Genomic DNA, 17,246 nt, shown 5'->3' with positions numbered 1-17,246 from the left:
GTTTAAAATACTCCAAACAGTTTCAAAGCGACCAGTGCCGTCAGCAGCAGGCTCACGACCAGCACGGAAGAAGCGGTCTTGCGTGCCGAATCTTTTTCGATGGCAACGTGCACATCCATGAACAGGTGACGGATACCGGCACAGAAGTGGTGCAAGAAGGCCCACACCAGACCCAGGGTGATCAGCTTGACCAACCAGTGCGAGGCGATGCCCTGGAAGTAGGCATAGGACATCTCGGAACGCAGGCTCAGTTCCAGCATGTACAAGATGCACGGCAGCAGGGCGAACATGATGAAACCACTGATGCGATGCAGGATCGAGACGATGGCGCCGACAGCCATGCGGTAGTTTGACAATTCGGTAACATGAATGTTACGGAATTGCGGCCGTTCTTTTTTTGGTACTTCTCTTACGGCTTCAGACATAACAAAAACCTCCCCTTTGAATTTCAACTAAATATTGAAGCCGCGATTTTCGTTGATTTTCGCAACCCTTAACAGTACCTATTGTTACATATAACCAAAATGGCGTTTTACTACAAAATACCGCGCTACTTTCCGTAGTTCACGTAATTTAATTACAGAATCGCCGGCACCGCATGACCCGCCGGAGCGGACCATACTTTAGCTGCGTATTCTGCTGTCTCCGTTGCCCGCCTTGCGGCAGGCGTCTTGCAAGCGACGCGCCTCAGCCTTGCCGCTTGCCTGGGCAAGCACAGCTGCCCCGCTGCTTCAGCTGAGTTCATTCTGATAATGATGGCGACTTGTCAGATACAAGCCGCGGCGCAATTCGACCGGCTTGTCGCCGTAGGTAAACGACACGCGCTCGGAACTGAGCAGGGGCGTGCCGAGATCGATATTCAAGAGCTGCGCGGCGCCAGCGTCGGCGCACACGGCGCGGATCTGCTCGGACGCACGGATCATGCGCGTGCCAAATTCCGTTTCAAACAGGCCATACATCGGGCCCTTGTATTCCACCAGGCGCTCGGCCGTCAAACCCTTGAAGATCAGGCCGGGCAGCCACAGCTCCTCAAGGACGGTCGGCACGCCGTCGAAATACTGCACGCGTTTGATGAAGATGACGGCGTCGCCGGACTTCAGCTCCATCAGGCGCGCCACGTCGGCGGGCGCGCGCACGCGCTTGACTTCAATAAACTTGCTTTCAGGATAATGCGGCACGCCTTCGTCCGGCACCAGGCGCAGGAAGCGGAAATGCGCGCGCGCCTCATGGTGGGTGGACACAAACGTGCCCTTGCCCTGGCGGCGCATGACGAGGTTCTCGGCGGACAGTTCATCGATGGCTTTGCGCACCGTGCCCTGGCTGACCTTGAAGCGCCCTGCCAGCTCAACTTCGCTGGGGATCAGCTCGCCCGGCTTCCACTCACCCGTTTGCAAGCTTTGCGTGATGAGGGCCTTGATCTGCTGATACAGGGGACTGAAGGTGGGCGAGGCAGTGACGGCCGGCGTGGCGACGGGCATCGCAGCAGTGGTATTGCTGCCAACAACGACGGCGCCTGGCGTACCGCCGACAGCGGCACCGGGCGTAGCCGGGGAGCTCGCGGTCGGACTGACCGCCCCGCTTGCGGCAGTGGCATTGTTGGTCAGGTTGGACGAGGCGGAATTCATAGTCCGCCATTTCAACACAAATCACCGCCCGCGTCCAGTAAAACACTCGCAGTTATCTGTCTTATATAAGACATAAGATATGATTGACAGATACAGATCAGAGGCCTAAACTGCCCTCGATAAAACTCGTGAACCACCATTTTATGTTGTCGGCCAGCCACTCTGGCCTTGTGCAGCACGAGCTTGACGGCCGCGTACGCCAGCAATTCGGTGGCGCGTGCCGGTTTTGGTATCATTGTAGCTTTTCCGGATAAGCGTAAGCCCAGCTTCAAGCCCGTTTTCTTTCCCATTTTTGGAGATTCATCATGGCTAAAACCCCAATGCGTGTTGCAGTAACCGGCGCCGCCGGCCAGATCGGCTACGCTCTGTTGTTCCGCATCGCCAATGGCGACATGCTCGGCAAAGACCAGCCTGTCATCTTGCAACTGCTTGAAATTCCGGACGAAAAAGCCCAGAAAGCGCTCAAGGGCGTGATGATGGAAATCGACGACTGCGCCTTCCCGCTGCTGGCCGAGATGACCGCCCACGCCGATCCGCTGACGGCATTCAAAGATGTCGACGTGGCCGTTCTGGTCGGCGCGCGTCCACGCGGTCCAGGCATGGAACGCAAGGACCTGCTGGAAGCGAACGCGCAGATCTTCACGGTGCAAGGCAAGGCGCTCGACGCCGTCGCTTCGCGCAATGTCAAAGTTCTGGTCGTCGGCAACCCTGCCAACACCAACGCTTACATCGCCATGAAATCGGCGCCATCGCTGCCAGCGAAAAACTTCACCGCCATGCTGCGCCTGGACCACAACCGCGCGCTGTCGCAAGTCGCTGCCAAGACTGGCACCGCCGTCAAGGACATCGAGAAGCTGACCGTCTGGGGCAACCACTCGCCAACCATGTACGCCGACTACCGTTTTGCTAGCGTCAACGGCAAGGCCGTCAAGGACCTGATCAACGACCAGGAATGGAACGCCAACACCTTCCTGCCAACCGTCGGCAAGCGCGGTGCAGCCATTATCGAAGCGCGCGGCCTGTCGTCGGCAGCATCGGCAGCGAACGCCGCCATCGACCACATCCATGACTGGATGCTGGGCACCAACGGCAAGTGGACCACCATGGGCGTGCCTTCCGATGGTTCGTATGGCATCCCTGAAGGCACCGTCTTCGGCTTCCCGGTCACCACCGACAACGGTGAGTACACCATCGTTCAAGGTCTGGAAATCGATGCCTTCTCGCAAGAGCGCATCAACCTGACCCTGAAAGAATTGACCGAAGAGCGCGAAGGCGTGAAACACCTGCTGGCCTAAGTCCAGTTCTGGCGACGCGGCGCAGACCCGCCGCCCGCCAAGAAGGCCGCACCGCGCATGTCGCGGCGCGGCTGTTTTATCAAGTACTCTTTACCTGCAGAAATGCCTTAAGCATGCACCCTTCCGAGGTTTTATTCCAAGGCAAACGCCAGCCGCTATTGCTCGCCGCTTGCGACCACTACGCCGGCTCTGAAAAGCTGATGCGTAAATCGATTGCTTTGCAACAAGAGCTTGGCCCCCTGTTTGACATCACCTTCGACTGCGAAGACGGCGCCAGCGCCGGCAGTGAAGAAAGCCACGCCCAGATGATCGCTGGCCTGCTGCTCAGCGACGAAAACCAGTTCAACCGCATCGGCGTGCGCGTGCACGACGTCGACAGCCCATTTTTTGCGCGCGACGTGGAAATCATCTGCGCCGCTGCAGCCCGCCTGGCCTATATCGCCGTGCCCAAGGTGGGCGGCGTGCAAGACGCCATGCTGGCGATCGACCTGATCAACCACCACGCGCGCCGCGCGGGCCGCGACAACTTGCCCGTACATATACTGATTGAAACGCACGGCGCGCTGCGCGACGCCTACGCGATCGCCGCCCTGCCCCAGGTCGAATGCCTGTCCTTCGGCATCATGGATTTCGTCTCGGCCCATTATGGCGCCATTCCCGCCGCCGCCATGCGCACGCCGGGCCAATTTACGCACCCGCTGGTGGTGCGCGCCAAACTGGAAGTGGCAGCCGCCTGCCACGCGCATGGCAAGGTGCCATCGCACAATGTGACGACGGACGTGCGCGATTCGGCCGTGGTGGCGAATGACGCCCAGCGTGCAACGGCCGAGTTCGGCTACACGCGCATGTGGAGCATCCATCCGGACCATATCAAGCCCATCATCAAGGCCTTCACGCCGCGCCTGTCCGAAGTCAACGAGGCCAGCAACATCCTGACCGAGGCGCAGCGCGCCGACTGGGGACCGATTGCGCAAAATGGCCGCTTGCACGACCGCGCCAGCTACCGATATTATTGGACCGTTTTGCAACGCGCCAAACTGGCAGGCCTGGGCCTGCCCGAGGCGGCCGCAGCATTACTTAACGCCCCCTCTTCCAGCACTACTGAAAACTGACAGGAATTACACGATGTCCATCTCCAAATTAGCCATAGCCTGCAGCGTTGCGCTGAGCGCCATGAGCCTCACGCTGGCGCCAGTCAGCTTCGCCGCTACGGATACCAAGGAGCCGGCAAAAGCCAAGGCAGCCAAGGCCAAGCCGAAAGCCAAGGCCAGCAAGACCACCGATACCAAGGAAGCGCATCCGCTGGCCATGTCGGTGCTCGACAAGGAAGAAGCCGACGAACCCGATACGCTGGGCTCGGCCTCCACCGATTTCAACTGTGAACTTGGTAATAAAATTACCATCTACACCAATGCCAGTGACGACAAACACATCGCCCTGCGCTGGAAGAAGCGCCTGCACCGCCTGAGCCGCGTCGGCACCACCACCGGCGCCAACCGCTTCGAAAACCGCATGTATGGCCTGGTCTGGATCGGCATCCCGGCCAAAGGCATGCTGCTCGATTCCAAGCAGGGCCGCCAGTTGGCCAATGAATGCAAGGATGCGCAGCAAGCCAAACCGGCAGCCTTGGTGGAAGCTCCGGCCTCGCTGGGCGTCTTGCCAGTCGCCGGCGGCTGATGTGCGTAGCAAGGGCCTCTTCGGGGGCTCAGTCATGTTTTGTAATTTGAATCATCAATAAATAGACGATACCCAACAAGGAGAGGTCATGTCCCGCAACACTCTGAACACGCTCAAGGACTTTAATATTTCGGCTAGCAAGAAGGGCAAGCTGTACTCCCTGCCTGCTCTGGAAAAAAGCCTGGGCATCAATGTCTCCCGCCTGCCAGTGTCGATTCGCATCGTACTCGAATCGGTATTGCGCAATTGCGACGGCAAAAAAGTCACCGAAGAACACGTCAAGCAATTGGCGAGCTGGGGCCCGACCGCCGAGCGCACCGACGAGATCCCGTTCGTAGTGGCGCGCGTCGTACTGCAAGACTTCACCGGTGTTCCGCTGCTGGCCGACCTGGCAGCGATGCGCAACGTGGCCGCCAAGATGGGCATCGACGCCAAGAAAATCGAACCGCTGGTGCCGGTCGACCTGGTGGTCGACCACTCGGTCACCATCGATCACTACCGCGAAAAGAAAGCGCTGGACCTGAACATGAAACTGGAATTCTCGCGTAACAACGAGCGTTACCAGTTCATGAAATGGGGCATGCAAGCCTTCGACACCTTCGGCGTCGTGCCACCAGGCTTCGGCATCGTCCACCAGGTCAATCTGGAATACCTGGCGCGCGGCGTGCACTACGCAGGCAAGAAAGCCGGCGACGTGTACTACCCTGACACCCTGGTCGGCACCGACTCGCACACCACCATGATCAACGGCATCGGCGTAGTCGGCTGGGGCGTGGGCGGCATCGAGGCGGAAGCGGGTATGCTGGGCCAACCGGTCTACTTCCTGACGCCAGACGTGATCGGCGTGAACCTGTCGGGCGCGCTGCGCGAAGGCTGCACCGCCACCGATCTGGTACTGACCATCACCGAACTGCTGCGCAAAGAGAAAGTCGTCGGCAAGTTCGTCGAATTCTTCGGCGACGGCACCGAATCGCTGACCCTGACCGACCGCGCGACGATCGCCAACATGGCACCGGAATACGGCGCGACCATGGGCTTCTTCCCAGTCGACGAAGCGACCATCGATTACTTCAAGGGCACCGGCCGCAGCAAGGCTGAAATCGCCGCGTTCGAAGGCTACTTCAAGGCGCAAAACCTGTTCGGCGTGCCAAAAGCTGGCGACATCGACTACACCCGCGTGGTGGAACTGGACCTGGCGACGGTCGCTCCTTCGCTGGCCGGTCCGAAACGCCCGCAAGACCGTATCGAAATTGGCAACGTCAAGGCGAACTTCGCCGAACTGTTCTCCAAGCCAACCACGGAAAACGGCTTCAACAAGAATCCAGACGACCTGAACGTCGTGTACGAAACGACGAATAAGGTGAAAGTATCGAACGGCGACGTGCTGATCGCCGCGATCACCTCGTGCACCAACACCTCGAACCCGAGCGTGATGCTCGCTGCCGGCCTGCTGGCCAAGAAAGCCGTCGAAGCCGGCCTGAAAGTGGCGCCACACATCAAGACCTCGCTGGCTCCCGGCTCGCGCGTCGTGACCGAGTACCTGACCGCTGCCGGCCTGCTGCCCTACCTGGAAAAACTGGGCTTTGGCGTGACCGCCTACGGCTGCACCACCTGTATCGGCAATGCGGGCGACCTGACGCCTGAGCTCAATGCTGCGATTGCCACGCATGACATCGTCGCCTCGGCCGTGCTGTCAGGCAACCGCAACTTCGAAGCGCGTATTCACCCGAACATCCGCTCGAACTTCCTCGCTTCGCCACCGCTGGTCGTCGCCTACGCCATCGCCGGCAACATGACGCGCGACCTGATGACCGAGCCTGTGGGCAAGGGCAAGGGCGGCAAGGACGTCTACCTGGGCGACATCTGGCCGACCTCGGCTGAAGTGTCGGCCATGATGAAGTTCGCCATGAACGCCAAGGTGTTCAAGGACAACTACGCCGACGTCAAGGGCGCACCAGGCAAGCTGTGGGAAAAAGTAACCACCGTGTCGGGTCAAGTCTACAACTGGCCGAAATCGACCTACATCGCGGAACCACCGTTCTTCGACAACTTCTCGATGACGCCAGCAGCAGTGGCCACCGGCATCGAAGGCGCGCGCGCACTGGGCGTGTTCGGCGATTCCATCACCACCGACCACATCTCTCCAGCCGGCTCGATCCAGGAAAACGGTCCTGCAGGCAAATGGCTGAAGGAAAACGGCGTCCTGAAAGCGGACTTCAACTCCTACGGCTCGCGTCGCGGCAACCATGAAATCATGATGCGCGGCACGTTTGCCAACGTGCGTATCAAAAACCGCATGATCCCTGCCAAGGCAGACGGCTCGGCAGTCGAAGGCGGCATCACGGTTCACCAGCCTTCCGGCGAACAGATGTCGATCTACGACGCGGCGATGAAGTATGTTGCTGAAGGCACGCCAACCATGGTCTTCGGCGGCGAAGAGTACGGTACGGGCTCGTCGCGCGACTGGGCAGCCAAGGGCACCCAGTTGCTGGGCGTGAAAGCCGTGATCACCCGTTCGTTCGAGCGCATCCACCGCTCGAACCTGGTGGGCATGGGCGTGCTGCCACTGCAATTCATCGGCGACGACAGCGTGCAAACGCTGGGCATCACCGGCAATGAAACGTTCGACCTGAAAGGCCTCGAAGGCGAAATCAAGCCACAGCAACTGGCCACCCTGGTGATCCACCGCGCCGACGGCACCAGCGTCGACGTGAAAGTGCTGCTGCGCATCGATACGCCGATCGAAGTCGATTACTACAAGCATGGCGGTATCCTGCCATTCGTGCTGCGTCAGTTGCTGGCCGAGTAATCTGCCCAGCTGTGTAGCAAGACAAGAGCGCCGGTTTCGACCGGCGCTTTTTTTCGTCCCTGCAGCCTGTTTTTCCTTGAAATTTCGACTATTGGCATGATCTGCAAGGAGCTTCTGTATTGCGTGCGGCCGAATCCTCTACAATACGGTCATCAGGGTTTATCCTTGTTAGCCTGATCTATTTTTTCCACTTTCCGAGACTCTTACCCCGCTATGCGTCGTCCTTCCAAAGATTCATCCCATAAACTGACTGCCGACAGCCAGCGCCTGGTCACCTTTGCCCAGGCGATCGTACAGGCAGCCAGCCGTCTCGAAGAGCGGTCCTGGGAACACAGCCTGGATACGCAGCTCCAGAAATTACTCAAAACCGGCCACCAGGACACCATCGACAACACCCTGGGCAGCCTGTTCAAGGAAGACTTGAACGCCTACGACGTACTGATGGACTGCGTTGAAGCCATCAGCGAATCGACCGTCATCACACATGAAGACGTGCGCTACGATGCCCTGCTGGTGGCCGTGCCCATCCTCGCCTGGACGCGCTTTTCCATCGCCTCCGGCACCATGGCCGGCGACGCGCACGGCGTGCTGTCGGCGCATTTCGCCGCCCACCTGCTGGCCGATGGCACGAAGATGGCCATGGCGCCAACTTTGTATTCGATCGACCAATTGCCGCGCAGCCACGTCGAAACGTATACCAAGACGCAGAAACTGGCACTCGCCGCCCTGAAAGGCACAGCCGTCAAGCCCTTGTCCAAAGAAGCGGAAACGGCCCCCTTCCTGGCCGACACGCGCTACCTGCTGGTAGCCGTGGTGGCGCCAAGCGGCGCACCGCTGTTCCGCTGGCAGACGCCGGCCAGCCAGCTCGACTTCATCGCCGAGCGCAGCGCCGCCCTGGAACAATGGCGCACGCAGGCGACGCCGACCATCGCCCGCCTGCTGCCCGGCTGCGGCCTGGAGTTGCTGCTGCCAGAGGCGTACTACGTGGCTTGCCGCGAAGCGGACAAGCTGATACGCCCCGTCTCGGTGCGCGCCGCCGTGCACTTCCTGACGCACACCTTGGCCATCGAAGCGTCGGAACTGCGCGCCGTCATCGCCGGCTTCGGCGAAGAAGCGGCCGATGGCCAGGTCGATGAGTACCGCATCGCCTTCACCCTGCGCCAGGCACCGGACGTCATCTACGGCATCGTCTGGCCCCTGTATGGCCAGGAAGACGAGGATGGCACGCCGATCGAAGGCTTGATCCAGGTCGGCATCGCCGCGCTGGACAAGCAAAAGACGCCTGTCGATGAAATCATCGAGCACCTGAACGCCGCCGGCGTGACACAGATCAAGCGCCACGCGGAACGTTACGTCGGTGAATACTGCGACGATTGCGGCGCGCCCCTGTTTGCCGATTCTGTCGGTGAGCTGGCGCACGCGGAAATGCCCGAGGATACGCCACAGGGTACAGAGCATTTCCACTGATGCCGTAACGGTGTTGTCGGATTACGCCGTACCGGCTAATCCGACCTACGATGCCGGTACGGGCTGTAGGTCGGATTAGCGCGCAGCGCGTAATCAGACAACACCACCAGCGCATGCAAAAAAAGGCGGAACCCCGGTTCCGCCTTTTTGCATTTCAAGCCGCGTTTATCGCCCCATCACCACTGCGAAAACGGTTGCCGGATCAGGTTCGCGTTGTAGTAGCGCGCATCGCCCGACACTTCCGCGCCAACCCAATCGGGTTTCTCGAAGGGCTGGTCTTCCGAGGCCAGTTCGATCTCGGCCACCACCAGGCCCGCGTTAGCCCCCAGGAACTCATCGACTTCCCACACCATGCCTGCGTGTTCGATGCGGTGGCGGACCTTTTCGATCAGCGGCTGTTCGCACAGGCCGTCGAGTAGTTCAACGGCATCGGCCAGCGCAATCGGATACTCCCACTCGCCGCGCGTTGCGCCCACGTTCGCACCCTTGATGGTCAGCATCGCCTGCTGCCCCTCGATGCGCACGCGCACCACGCGCTCGCGCGCGGACGACAAATACCCCTGACGCAGCAAGACGGCCTGCCCCAGGCCACGCCAGGCGTCGCCTTGCAACAAGAATTTACGTTCGATCTCGACGCCCATGATCAACGCCGTTCAATCGAGCGACAGCAAGATAGGCTGCAGCATGGCCGCGCCCAGGGCCGCGCTGCGCGCGCCATTCCAGCCTACGGCCGGATCGGGCAAGTCGGCGTTTTCCTTGAACGGCATTTCCAGGGTCAGCGCCAGGCAGCCGAAATGGTGACCGATGTATTTCGATGCCAGCGTCAACATGTCCGACTTGTACTTGCTGGCAGCATAGCCGAACTTGTCCTGGAAATCGGGGCTGGCCTGCTTGTAGCGCTCGATGAAAGCCTTTTGTTGCGCTGCTTGCTCGGGCGTGAAGTTTTCCAGCATTTCGTTGCCGGCCACAAAGTTGTATGGCAGCGCTTCATCGCCGTGGATGTCGAAGAACATGTCGACGCCCGTTGCGTGGATCTCGTTTTTCACACACAGCACTTCCGGGCTCGATTCCAGCGATGGCGTCATCCATTCACGGTTCAGGTTGGCACCAGCGGCATTCGTGCGCAAGTTGCCGCGGATGGAGCCGTCCGGGTTCATGTTCGGCACGATGTGGAACACGGCGCGCTGCAAAAGCTTGCGCGCGATCGGATTGGCATCGTCCAACAGGGAATCGATGAGGCCTTCGACAAACCATTCGGCCATCGATTCGCCCGGATGCTGGCGCGCGATGATCCAGATTTTCTTTTCCGCCTGCGGATTGCCGATGGTGACCAAATTCATGTCGCGGCCGTCGACCGTGCTGCCCAAATCGGAAACGCGCGCCAGCGGATGCTCGGCCACTTCGCCCAGCAGGCGCAAATGGCGTTCCCACGAATACGGTTCGAAGTAGGCGTAGTACACGCTGTCGAGTTCCGGCGTGTGCGAAATGGTCATGACCTGGCCGTCGAACGAGGTCGGCACACGGAACCAGTTTTCGCTGTCGTAGCTGGCCACGGCCTGGTAGCCTTCATAGCCGGCCGGATACGTGGCCTGGCCTGCATTGAGGATGCGCAGCGTGCATGCCTGGCCGCGCGCGCCTTGCAGGCGGAAGTGGAACCACTGATGGATATCGGCGTGGCTATCCTTGCGCAAGTTCAGCTCGATGGCAGCAAAGCTAGTGGCGCTCACCACCTCGATGGCACCCGAGTCGAAGTTCTGGCTGATTTTAATGGTCATATAATGATCCCGTCCTAAGTAAGTATTCCGGCTAAGTATTCGGGCCCCGCCTCGTGGGCTGGCGCCGTTGCGCTGAAAACGCAGTGTAAGCTATCGCGCTATTTTCCGCCCTTTGGCGCCGTTCGCAAAGCCTGGACCGGCGATTTATGCAGCAATCAATGGCATCGGTGGAAAAGCGCCGGGCAAAAGGACAAAAATCGGTGCCCTGTCGCGTCCACCGGACAAAAAACTCGATTGTAACAATGCCAGACACACTGACGGCCCATCGTCACCCTATAATTCTTGCTTTCATCGCGTTGCCAGGAAAGAGTCGTGGACAAGAAGTTGACCAATATTCAGGAAAGAAAATTACGCGAGGCCCATACCCGGCGCGAGCACATCATCGAGGTCGTCAAAGATCTCATCAAGCAGGGGGGCGCGCGCGCCGTCTCCATCCGCAAGGTGGCCGAGGCGGCCGGCTTTTCCACCACCGTCGTCTACGCCCTGTTCCGCGACAAGGCCACCTTGATCGCCCAGGCCATGGACAAGGACTTGCTGGAACTGGTGCGCGCCATGCGTGCCGCCTGCACCAACAGCACAGACCCGTGGGAGCGCATCAGCCTGGTCGGCCGCGCCTACATCACGTACGGCTTCCAGCATCCCGACGAGTATGCGCTAATCTTTATGGAAAGGCGTCCACATGCGCACATCGACGCCGTCGACGTGGAACACGGCAATATCGAGCAAGATCCCTACGCCTATGCGCTGCACCTGTTCGGCGAACTGGCACAGGCAGGCAAGGTGCGCCAGGACGCGCCGACGCTGCACGCGATGACGCAAATCTTTTGGCAAGCACTGCACGGCCTCGTTTCGCTGCGCATCGTCATGGATGCGGGCGACCCATGGACGCCGCACCCGGAGATGAACGCGCATATCGACGACTTGCTGGCAGTCGTGACGACAGGCATCGGCCTGCGCTTTGCGCCGGCGCTCTGATCCTTCATCTGACGCAAGCTGCGCCAGGCAACAAATGCGCAGGCGCGGCCATGCGCGGGCCAGCCCTGTCTTTATTTCATTCTTTCAGCGAAGCTCACTGCGCTGCCAGCATGCTCTGCGTTTCCTGGTAGCGCGTATGCCACGACAGCGCCTGTTCCAGAAGGTGCGGCGTGTGGCCGCCACGCTGGCATGCCGCGTCGTAGTACGCACGCAATTGCGCGCGATAATCGGGATGCGTGCAACGTTCGATGATCAACGGCGCCCGTTCGCGCGGCGCCAAGCCACGCAAGTCCGCATAGCCCCACTCCGTCACCAGCACATCGACGTCATGCTCCGTATGGTCGACATGCGAGACCATCGGCACGACGCTGGAAATGCGTCCGCCCTTGGCTGCCGATTTCGACACGAACATCGATACTTGCCCGTTGCGCGCAAAGTCGCCCGAGCCGCCGATGCCGTTCATCATGTGCGTGCCGCACACGTGCGTGGAATTGACGTTGCCGTAGATGTCGAATTCGAGCGCCGTATTGAGGGCGATGATGCCCAGGCGACGCACAATCTCGGGATGGTTGCTGATCTCTTGCGGGCGTAGCACGATCTTCGAGCGGTAATGGTCGATATTGTCCATCAGCTTTTGATGCACCTCGGCCGACAGGGTAATCGACGAGGCCGAGGCAAACGCCAACTGGCCCGAATCGAGCAACTCGATCGCGCTGTCTTGCAGCACTTCCGAATACATCGTCATGTTCTGGAAGGGCGAACCGATCAGGCCATGCAGCACGGCGTTGGCGATGGTGCCGATGCCCGCCTGCAAGGGCAGCAATTCGGGTCCCATGCGCCCGGCCGCCACTTCGCCCTGCAGGAAGGCGATCACGTGGCTGGCAATCGCCTGCGTCTCAGCGTCCGGCGGCAAGGCGTTCGACGGGCTGTCCGGGCTATCCGTGATGACGATGGCGGCGATGCGCGCCGGATCGATGGCGATGGCCGTGCTGCCCAGGCGCTGGTCGACGCGCGTGAGCGGGATCGGTGCGCGGCCCGGCAAAGTTTGCGGAATATAGATGTCGTGCAAGCCTTCCAGCGCCAGCGGCGTGGACAGGTTGATTTCGATGATGAGCTGCGTTGCCTGCTGGGCGAAGGCGGCGGAGTTGCCCACCGACATGGTCGGGATGATGGCGCCGGCGGCCGTGATGGCCGTCGCTTCGATGACGGCGATATCGATGGCGGCCAGGTTGCCCGAGCGCAGTTGCTCGGCCGTTTCCGACAGATGCTGGTCGATAAACATGACTTCGCCGTTGTTGATCTTGCCGCGCAAGACCGGGTCGACCTGGAACGGCATGCGGCGTGCCAGCACGCCCGCCTCGGCCATCAGGCCATCGCTGCCATTACCCAGCGAAGCGCCCGTGATCAACGTCAGGCTCAATGGATCTCTCAGGGCGCGCTCGGCGAGTGCGCGCGGCAGGGCCTTGGCGTCGCCGGCGCGGGTGAAGCCGCTCATGCCGACACGCATGCCGTTATGGAATAATTTTGCTGCCTCATCGGCGCTCATGATTTTGCTGAGCAAGCCTGGGTGGCGAATACGGTCCTCGTACATCGTGATGCTCCTGATATTCTTTATATTCTCAAACTCGATGGCTGTCATACGCCAGCCCCATAAGTCGATTCAGTATAAAATCGTGCTTACATGCATGGCATGAATTAATTTCGTAAAATCCAGTCGATATTTTCATGCCGCGCCGAGGCGAGCCCCATCTTGGATATCCGTTCCCTGCGCTATTTTGTCGAAACCGTACGCCTGTCGAGCTTTACGCAGGCGGCAGAATCGCTGCACCTGACACAATCGACCATCAGCAAGATGGTGCGCCAGCTGGAAGATGAAGTCGGCGCGCAGCTGCTGGTGCGCGACGGGCGCAAGTTGACGCTCACCGACACGGGCCGCATCGTCTACCAGCACGGCCAGGAAATGCTGGCCAATATGCGCCAGCTGACCCTGGAAGTGCGCGATACCCAGGCCTTGCAGCGCGGCAGCCTGACGGTTGGCATCCCGCCCATGATCAATGTGCTGTTCACGCCCGTATTGAAGGCATTTCGCGCGCGCCACCCGAACATCAGCCTGACCCTGCAGGAAGATACGGGCCAGCAAATAGAGCGCAAGGTGGCGGCCGGGGAACTCGAAATCGGCATGACGGTGCTGCCGGCCGACCCGGAACTGGATCTCGTCGCCGTCAGCATCGCCAGCTACCCGATCTGGGCCCTGGCCGAAGCGGGCACGTTCCAAAAAAAACGCACGACACTGCCCTTCAAGGCCCTGGCCGGGCTGCCGCTGGTGCTGCTAAAAGATGATTTCGCCCTCACGCGCAGCCTGCGCCAGCATTTCGCGCAAGCGGGCTTCACGCCGAACATTGCGGCGCAGAGCGGCCAGTGGGACTGGCTGGTGGCAATGGCGTCGGCAGGCCTGGGCGTGGCGCTGCTGCCGGAGCCGTTCATCCACCGCCTGGCCGGCGTCCCCCTGGAAGCGGTACGCCTCGTCGAACCTGAAGTGGCCTGGCAGGTGGCGCACGTGTGGAGCGGGCGTTATCTGTCGCACGCGGCGCGCGCCTGGCTCGAAGTATGCCAGGACGTGCTGGGCACACAGTTCACGCACTGACGCCGGTGGCCGAGGCCACCCTTTTGATTGATCGCGACAGCGCAGCTTATTTGGCCGCGGCGTCGTTGTACATGCTGGCGTATTTCCAGCCGAAGTACAAGATGAAGGTGTAGCACAGGGCCGGTACCAGGAAGGACAACTGCAGGTTGATGTGGTCGGCCAGAAAGCCCTGGATGAACGGCACGATGGCGCCGCCGACGATGGCCATGCACAGGATGCCGGAACCTTGACCCGTTTGCGCACCGAGCTTGTTCAGGGCCATGCTGAAAATGGTCGGGAACATGATGGAGTTGAACAGGCCGACGGCAATCAATGCCCACATGGCCGTATGGCCGCTGGAGAACACGGCAACGAGGATCAGCGCGATCACCACGGCGGCATTGAAGGCCAGGGTCTTGCCCGGGCTGACGTAACGCATCACGGCAAAGCCGACGAAGCGGCCCAGCATGGCGCCACCCCAGTAATAGCTGACAAAATAGGCGGCGTCGGCGTGGCTGAGGCCCGCGATATGGCGCTCGCCCAAGAAATTGATCAGGAAGCTGCCAATGCTGACTTCACCACCGACGTAGAGGAAGATGGCCAGCGCGCCCAGCACCAGGTGACGGTGCGACCAGATCGAGACCTTGTCGCCAGCATGCGCCAGCGCCGCCGCCTCGTCCGCGTGCGAAATTTTCGGCAATTTTGCCAGCGCAAACAGCACGGCCAGCAACACCAGGGTCGCGGCCAGCACCAGGTAAGGGCCTTGCACGGAGGCCGCTTCCTTGGCGCGGTAGGCCAGTTGCTCGGCCGCCGGCAGCAGGTCGAACTGCTGCACCGTCAGCACGGTACCTGACAAAATGAGCATGCCGCCCAGCGCCGGCGCCACGGTGGTGCCCAGCGCATTGAACGCTTGCGTCAGGGTCAGGCGGCTCGACGCCGTCTGCGGGTCGCCCAGCTCCGTCACATAGGGATTGGCCGCCACCTGCAGCACGGTGATGCCGGCCGCCAGGATGAAGAACGACAGCAGGAACAGCGCATAGCTGCCAGTGGACGCCGGGTAGAACATGGCGCAGCCGGCGGCGGCGATCAGTAAACCTGCGACGACGCCGCGCTGATAGCCAATTTTCTTGATCAGCATGCCGGCCGGCAGCGAGACGATGGCGTAAGCGCCAAAGAAGCAGAACTGCACCAACATCGCCTGGACATAGGTCAAGGTATAGATCGAGCGCAGATGGGGAATCAGTACATCATTGAGCGATGTCAGCAGTCCCCACATGAAAAACAGCAGCGTGACAATGATCAGGGCGCCTGTATTGTTTTGCGTGCCAGCCTGTGCGGACGGTACGCCCTGGCCTTGCTTTACGTATTCCATACCTTCTCCATTTTTCAATTCCAAGTTGATCTTGCCAGCCGTGGAAGCGTTTCCACCCGGGCAGCACCAAGACACGCAAGCAGCGCGCAGATATCAGCGTGGACCATGACTGCCATCAGCGCTTAGGGGGCAGGCAGGGGACAGGCAGGGCGACGCTTGCGCGCGGCAGGCGCACGACTGACCGTTTCTCGTCAGAACGCTGCTTGCTAGGCGCGGCACACCGACTGGCTGCGTCTTAAAACAACATCCAGCGCAAAACAGTCTTGTAGTAAAACTACGATACTGCGCCGGCATTATGCCTTAAAGCCCTTTATTGCGCAGCTTTCCCACCCGTTATTTCAAAATTGAATAGCTGACATTTGAAATCGAAAGTAGCCTTATATCTTGGAATCGGTATAATTATAGTGCAGTGCAGCATATCGCAGCACGACACACTAGGAGTCTGCCATGTCTACCGCATTTAGCTATCACACCACACAACACAACAATATCGTCGCCACTCTGGTCCTTACCGCCAAACGCCTGGGCACCTGGCTGAAGCAACGCAGCGAGCGCCGCGAGCGTGCTGTCGAAGAAGCCTACCTGGCCGAATCGACCGATCGTTACGATCTGGAATACCGCATGCGCGAACTGGCCCGTGCCAACCCGCAGCCAAGCTGGATGAGCGGCCTGAGCCGTTAATTGTGACGCAGTCGCCAAGCACTGACCGCAGCCCAGCAGCATCACAGGCTGTTGCAACATCGGTAGCGCCATCCTGCTCGCCTTGCGCTTGAGCACAGGATGGCCTACACAGGCGCGCTGCAAATGCCATCGTCGCGAACCCGGCATGGCGCCGGACCAAGCTCATCATGATGCAGTGCAGCAGGCCGTTTTCGCGCCCATCTACACCTTGCACTAGCAGCTCATGCAGTTTTACCACGCTAGTTTTACTACGTACTTCTAACGGCCGCGCAAGCGACGGCGATCGCGTGAGGCGAGACCATCTTCGCCCTCACGCCGCGCCGCGTAGCAGCAGCTACGCCGCCTGACGCCGGGCCACGGCGGCGCTGAAAACTGCTAACATCGCGCGCCGCCACTTCTTCCAGCCCCACATGACCGTCCTCAGCCATACTCATCCGCTCGTGCTCCAGCTGGAAAACGATTTGCTGCCCCTGTTCCGCGCCGCCCTGGCGCCACTCGCGGCCGCTGCGCCGCAGGTGCTCGCCTCGGTGTTCGCTTTTTCCAGTGGCACGAACAGCACTTTCCAAAACTATCATTTTGGTATTTCCTGCCTGCTCGAAGAGGTGCCCGAGGATGCGCCGGAAGAAGTCGCCCTGCTGGTCAGCGTCACCGGGCTCGACACCGGCGCCCGACTGGGCGCAAAGATCGTCTGGGGCCAGCCATCGGGCCAGGTGGAAGCGCAGGCCGAGTTGCAGGCTGGCGACCTGCCCGCCCTGCATGCTGCCCTGCCCGGCCTGCTAGCGAGCTTGCAACAGGCCGCCAGCCGCGGCACGCCAGCAGTATGACAGGCACATGAAAAAGTGACAGGAAACAACAACTCGCAATTTCCAAATTGCAACTTTGTTGACTTCCACTCACCCTAGCCCCTATCCTTTCGTTACGTTTGGTGAGAATGTATGCATATTGCT

Annotated in this window: 15 protein-coding genes; 9 read left to right on the top strand and 6 right to left on the bottom strand. The window is 60.3% G+C overall.

What is annotated here, in order from left to right:
• Positions 1 to 2: 2 nt before the first annotated feature.
• Complete coding sequence (gene sdhC, locus ACQ4V8_RS02105; RefSeq protein WP_436570811.1) at positions 3 to 425, bottom strand: succinate dehydrogenase, cytochrome b556 subunit; 423 nt, start codon at positions 423 to 425, stop codon at positions 3 to 5.
• Positions 426 to 731: 306 nt separating this feature from the next.
• Positions 732 to 1,625 (bottom strand): UTRA domain-containing protein, encoded by an 894-nt coding sequence (locus tag ACQ4V8_RS02100; protein WP_436570810.1) that lies wholly within the window; start codon positions 1,623 to 1,625, stop codon positions 732 to 734.
• A 305-nt stretch (positions 1,626 to 1,930) separates the two neighbouring features.
• Here ACQ4V8_RS02100 and ACQ4V8_RS02095 point away from each other — a divergent pair, with 305 nt between their 5' ends.
• The 5 genes from ACQ4V8_RS02095 (at position 1,931) to ACQ4V8_RS02075 (ending at position 8,873) form a co-directional block, all read left to right on the top strand.
• On the top strand, positions 1,931 to 2,920 hold the full coding sequence (locus ACQ4V8_RS02095; protein ID WP_010399917.1) for a malate dehydrogenase: 990 nt from the start codon (positions 1,931 to 1,933) through the stop codon (positions 2,918 to 2,920).
• 113 nt (positions 2,921 to 3,033) lie between these two features.
• Positions 3,034 to 4,032: an HpcH/HpaI aldolase/citrate lyase family protein gene (locus ACQ4V8_RS02090; protein WP_196855890.1), complete on the top strand. Its 999-nt coding sequence runs from the start codon at positions 3,034 to 3,036 to the stop codon at positions 4,030 to 4,032.
• Positions 4,033 to 4,045: 13 nt separating this feature from the next.
• A complete protein-coding gene (locus tag ACQ4V8_RS02085) occupies positions 4,046 to 4,597 on the top strand; it encodes a hypothetical protein (protein WP_010399919.1) in 552 nt (183 codons plus the stop codon).
• Positions 4,598 to 4,685: 88 nt separating this feature from the next.
• Positions 4,686 to 7,406, top strand: a complete 2,721-nt coding sequence (gene acnA, locus ACQ4V8_RS02080; protein ID WP_010399920.1) for an aconitate hydratase AcnA — start codon at positions 4,686 to 4,688, stop codon at positions 7,404 to 7,406.
• A 213-nt stretch (positions 7,407 to 7,619) separates the two neighbouring features.
• The gene (locus tag ACQ4V8_RS02075) at positions 7,620 to 8,873 is read left to right on the top strand and encodes a DUF2863 family protein (RefSeq protein WP_010399921.1); all 1,254 of its coding nucleotides are present in this window, start codon (positions 7,620 to 7,622) and stop codon (positions 8,871 to 8,873) included.
• A gap of 176 nt (positions 8,874 to 9,049) precedes the next feature.
• Here ACQ4V8_RS02075 and ACQ4V8_RS02070 read toward each other — a convergent pair whose 3' ends face one another.
• Together ACQ4V8_RS02070 and ACQ4V8_RS02065 are read right to left on the bottom strand one after the other, a co-directional pair.
• Positions 9,050 to 9,514, bottom strand: a complete 465-nt coding sequence (locus ACQ4V8_RS02070) for a CYTH domain-containing protein (protein WP_010399922.1) — start codon at positions 9,512 to 9,514, stop codon at positions 9,050 to 9,052.
• 12 nt (positions 9,515 to 9,526) lie between these two features.
• Positions 9,527 to 10,648, bottom strand: coding sequence for a M14 family metallopeptidase (locus ACQ4V8_RS02065; protein WP_010399923.1), 1,122 nt, complete (start codon positions 10,646 to 10,648; stop codon positions 9,527 to 9,529).
• A 312-nt stretch (positions 10,649 to 10,960) separates the two neighbouring features.
• On the opposite strand from ACQ4V8_RS02065, the gene ACQ4V8_RS02060 reads away from it, so the two are divergent.
• Positions 10,961 to 11,623, top strand: a complete 663-nt coding sequence (locus ACQ4V8_RS02060) for a TetR/AcrR family transcriptional regulator (protein ID WP_010399924.1) — start codon at positions 10,961 to 10,963, stop codon at positions 11,621 to 11,623.
• 94 nt (positions 11,624 to 11,717) lie between these two features.
• On the opposite strand, the gene scpC is transcribed toward ACQ4V8_RS02060, so the two are convergent.
• Complete coding sequence (scpC, locus tag ACQ4V8_RS02055; RefSeq protein ID WP_010399926.1) at positions 11,718 to 13,214, bottom strand: succinyl-CoA:acetate CoA-transferase ScpC; 1,497 nt, start codon at positions 13,212 to 13,214, stop codon at positions 11,718 to 11,720.
• 159 nt (positions 13,215 to 13,373) lie between these two features.
• Between scpC and ACQ4V8_RS02050 the strand changes: the two genes are divergently transcribed.
• Positions 13,374 to 14,267, top strand: coding sequence for a LysR substrate-binding domain-containing protein (locus ACQ4V8_RS02050; RefSeq protein ID WP_010399928.1), 894 nt, complete (start codon positions 13,374 to 13,376; stop codon positions 14,265 to 14,267).
• Between the two features lie 46 nt (positions 14,268 to 14,313).
• Here ACQ4V8_RS02050 and fucP read toward each other — a convergent pair whose 3' ends face one another.
• On the bottom strand, positions 14,314 to 15,618 hold the full coding sequence (gene fucP / locus ACQ4V8_RS02045; RefSeq protein WP_010399929.1) for an L-fucose:H+ symporter permease: 1,305 nt from the start codon (positions 15,616 to 15,618) through the stop codon (positions 14,314 to 14,316).
• Positions 15,619 to 16,065: 447 nt separating this feature from the next.
• Here fucP and ACQ4V8_RS02040 point away from each other — a divergent pair, with 447 nt between their 5' ends.
• On the top strand, positions 16,066 to 16,299 hold the full coding sequence (locus tag ACQ4V8_RS02040; RefSeq protein WP_010399930.1) for a DUF3563 family protein: 234 nt from the start codon (positions 16,066 to 16,068) through the stop codon (positions 16,297 to 16,299).
• Positions 16,300 to 16,709: 410 nt separating this feature from the next.
• Positions 16,710 to 17,123 carry a hypothetical protein gene (locus ACQ4V8_RS02035; RefSeq protein WP_010399931.1) on the top strand — a complete coding sequence of 138 codons (414 nt, stop codon included), beginning with the start codon at positions 16,710 to 16,712 and terminating at the stop codon, positions 17,121 to 17,123.
• The last annotated feature ends 123 nt before the right edge of the window (positions 17,124 to 17,246 follow it).

This window comes from Janthinobacterium paucivorans (assembly GCF_051380805.1).
In the GTDB taxonomy this organism is placed as follows: Bacteria; Pseudomonadota; Gammaproteobacteria; order Burkholderiales; family Burkholderiaceae_D; genus Janthinobacterium; species Janthinobacterium lividum_D.
Note: the sequence above shows the minus strand (reverse complement) of the source record. Positions and strands in the feature narration are given on the sequence as shown.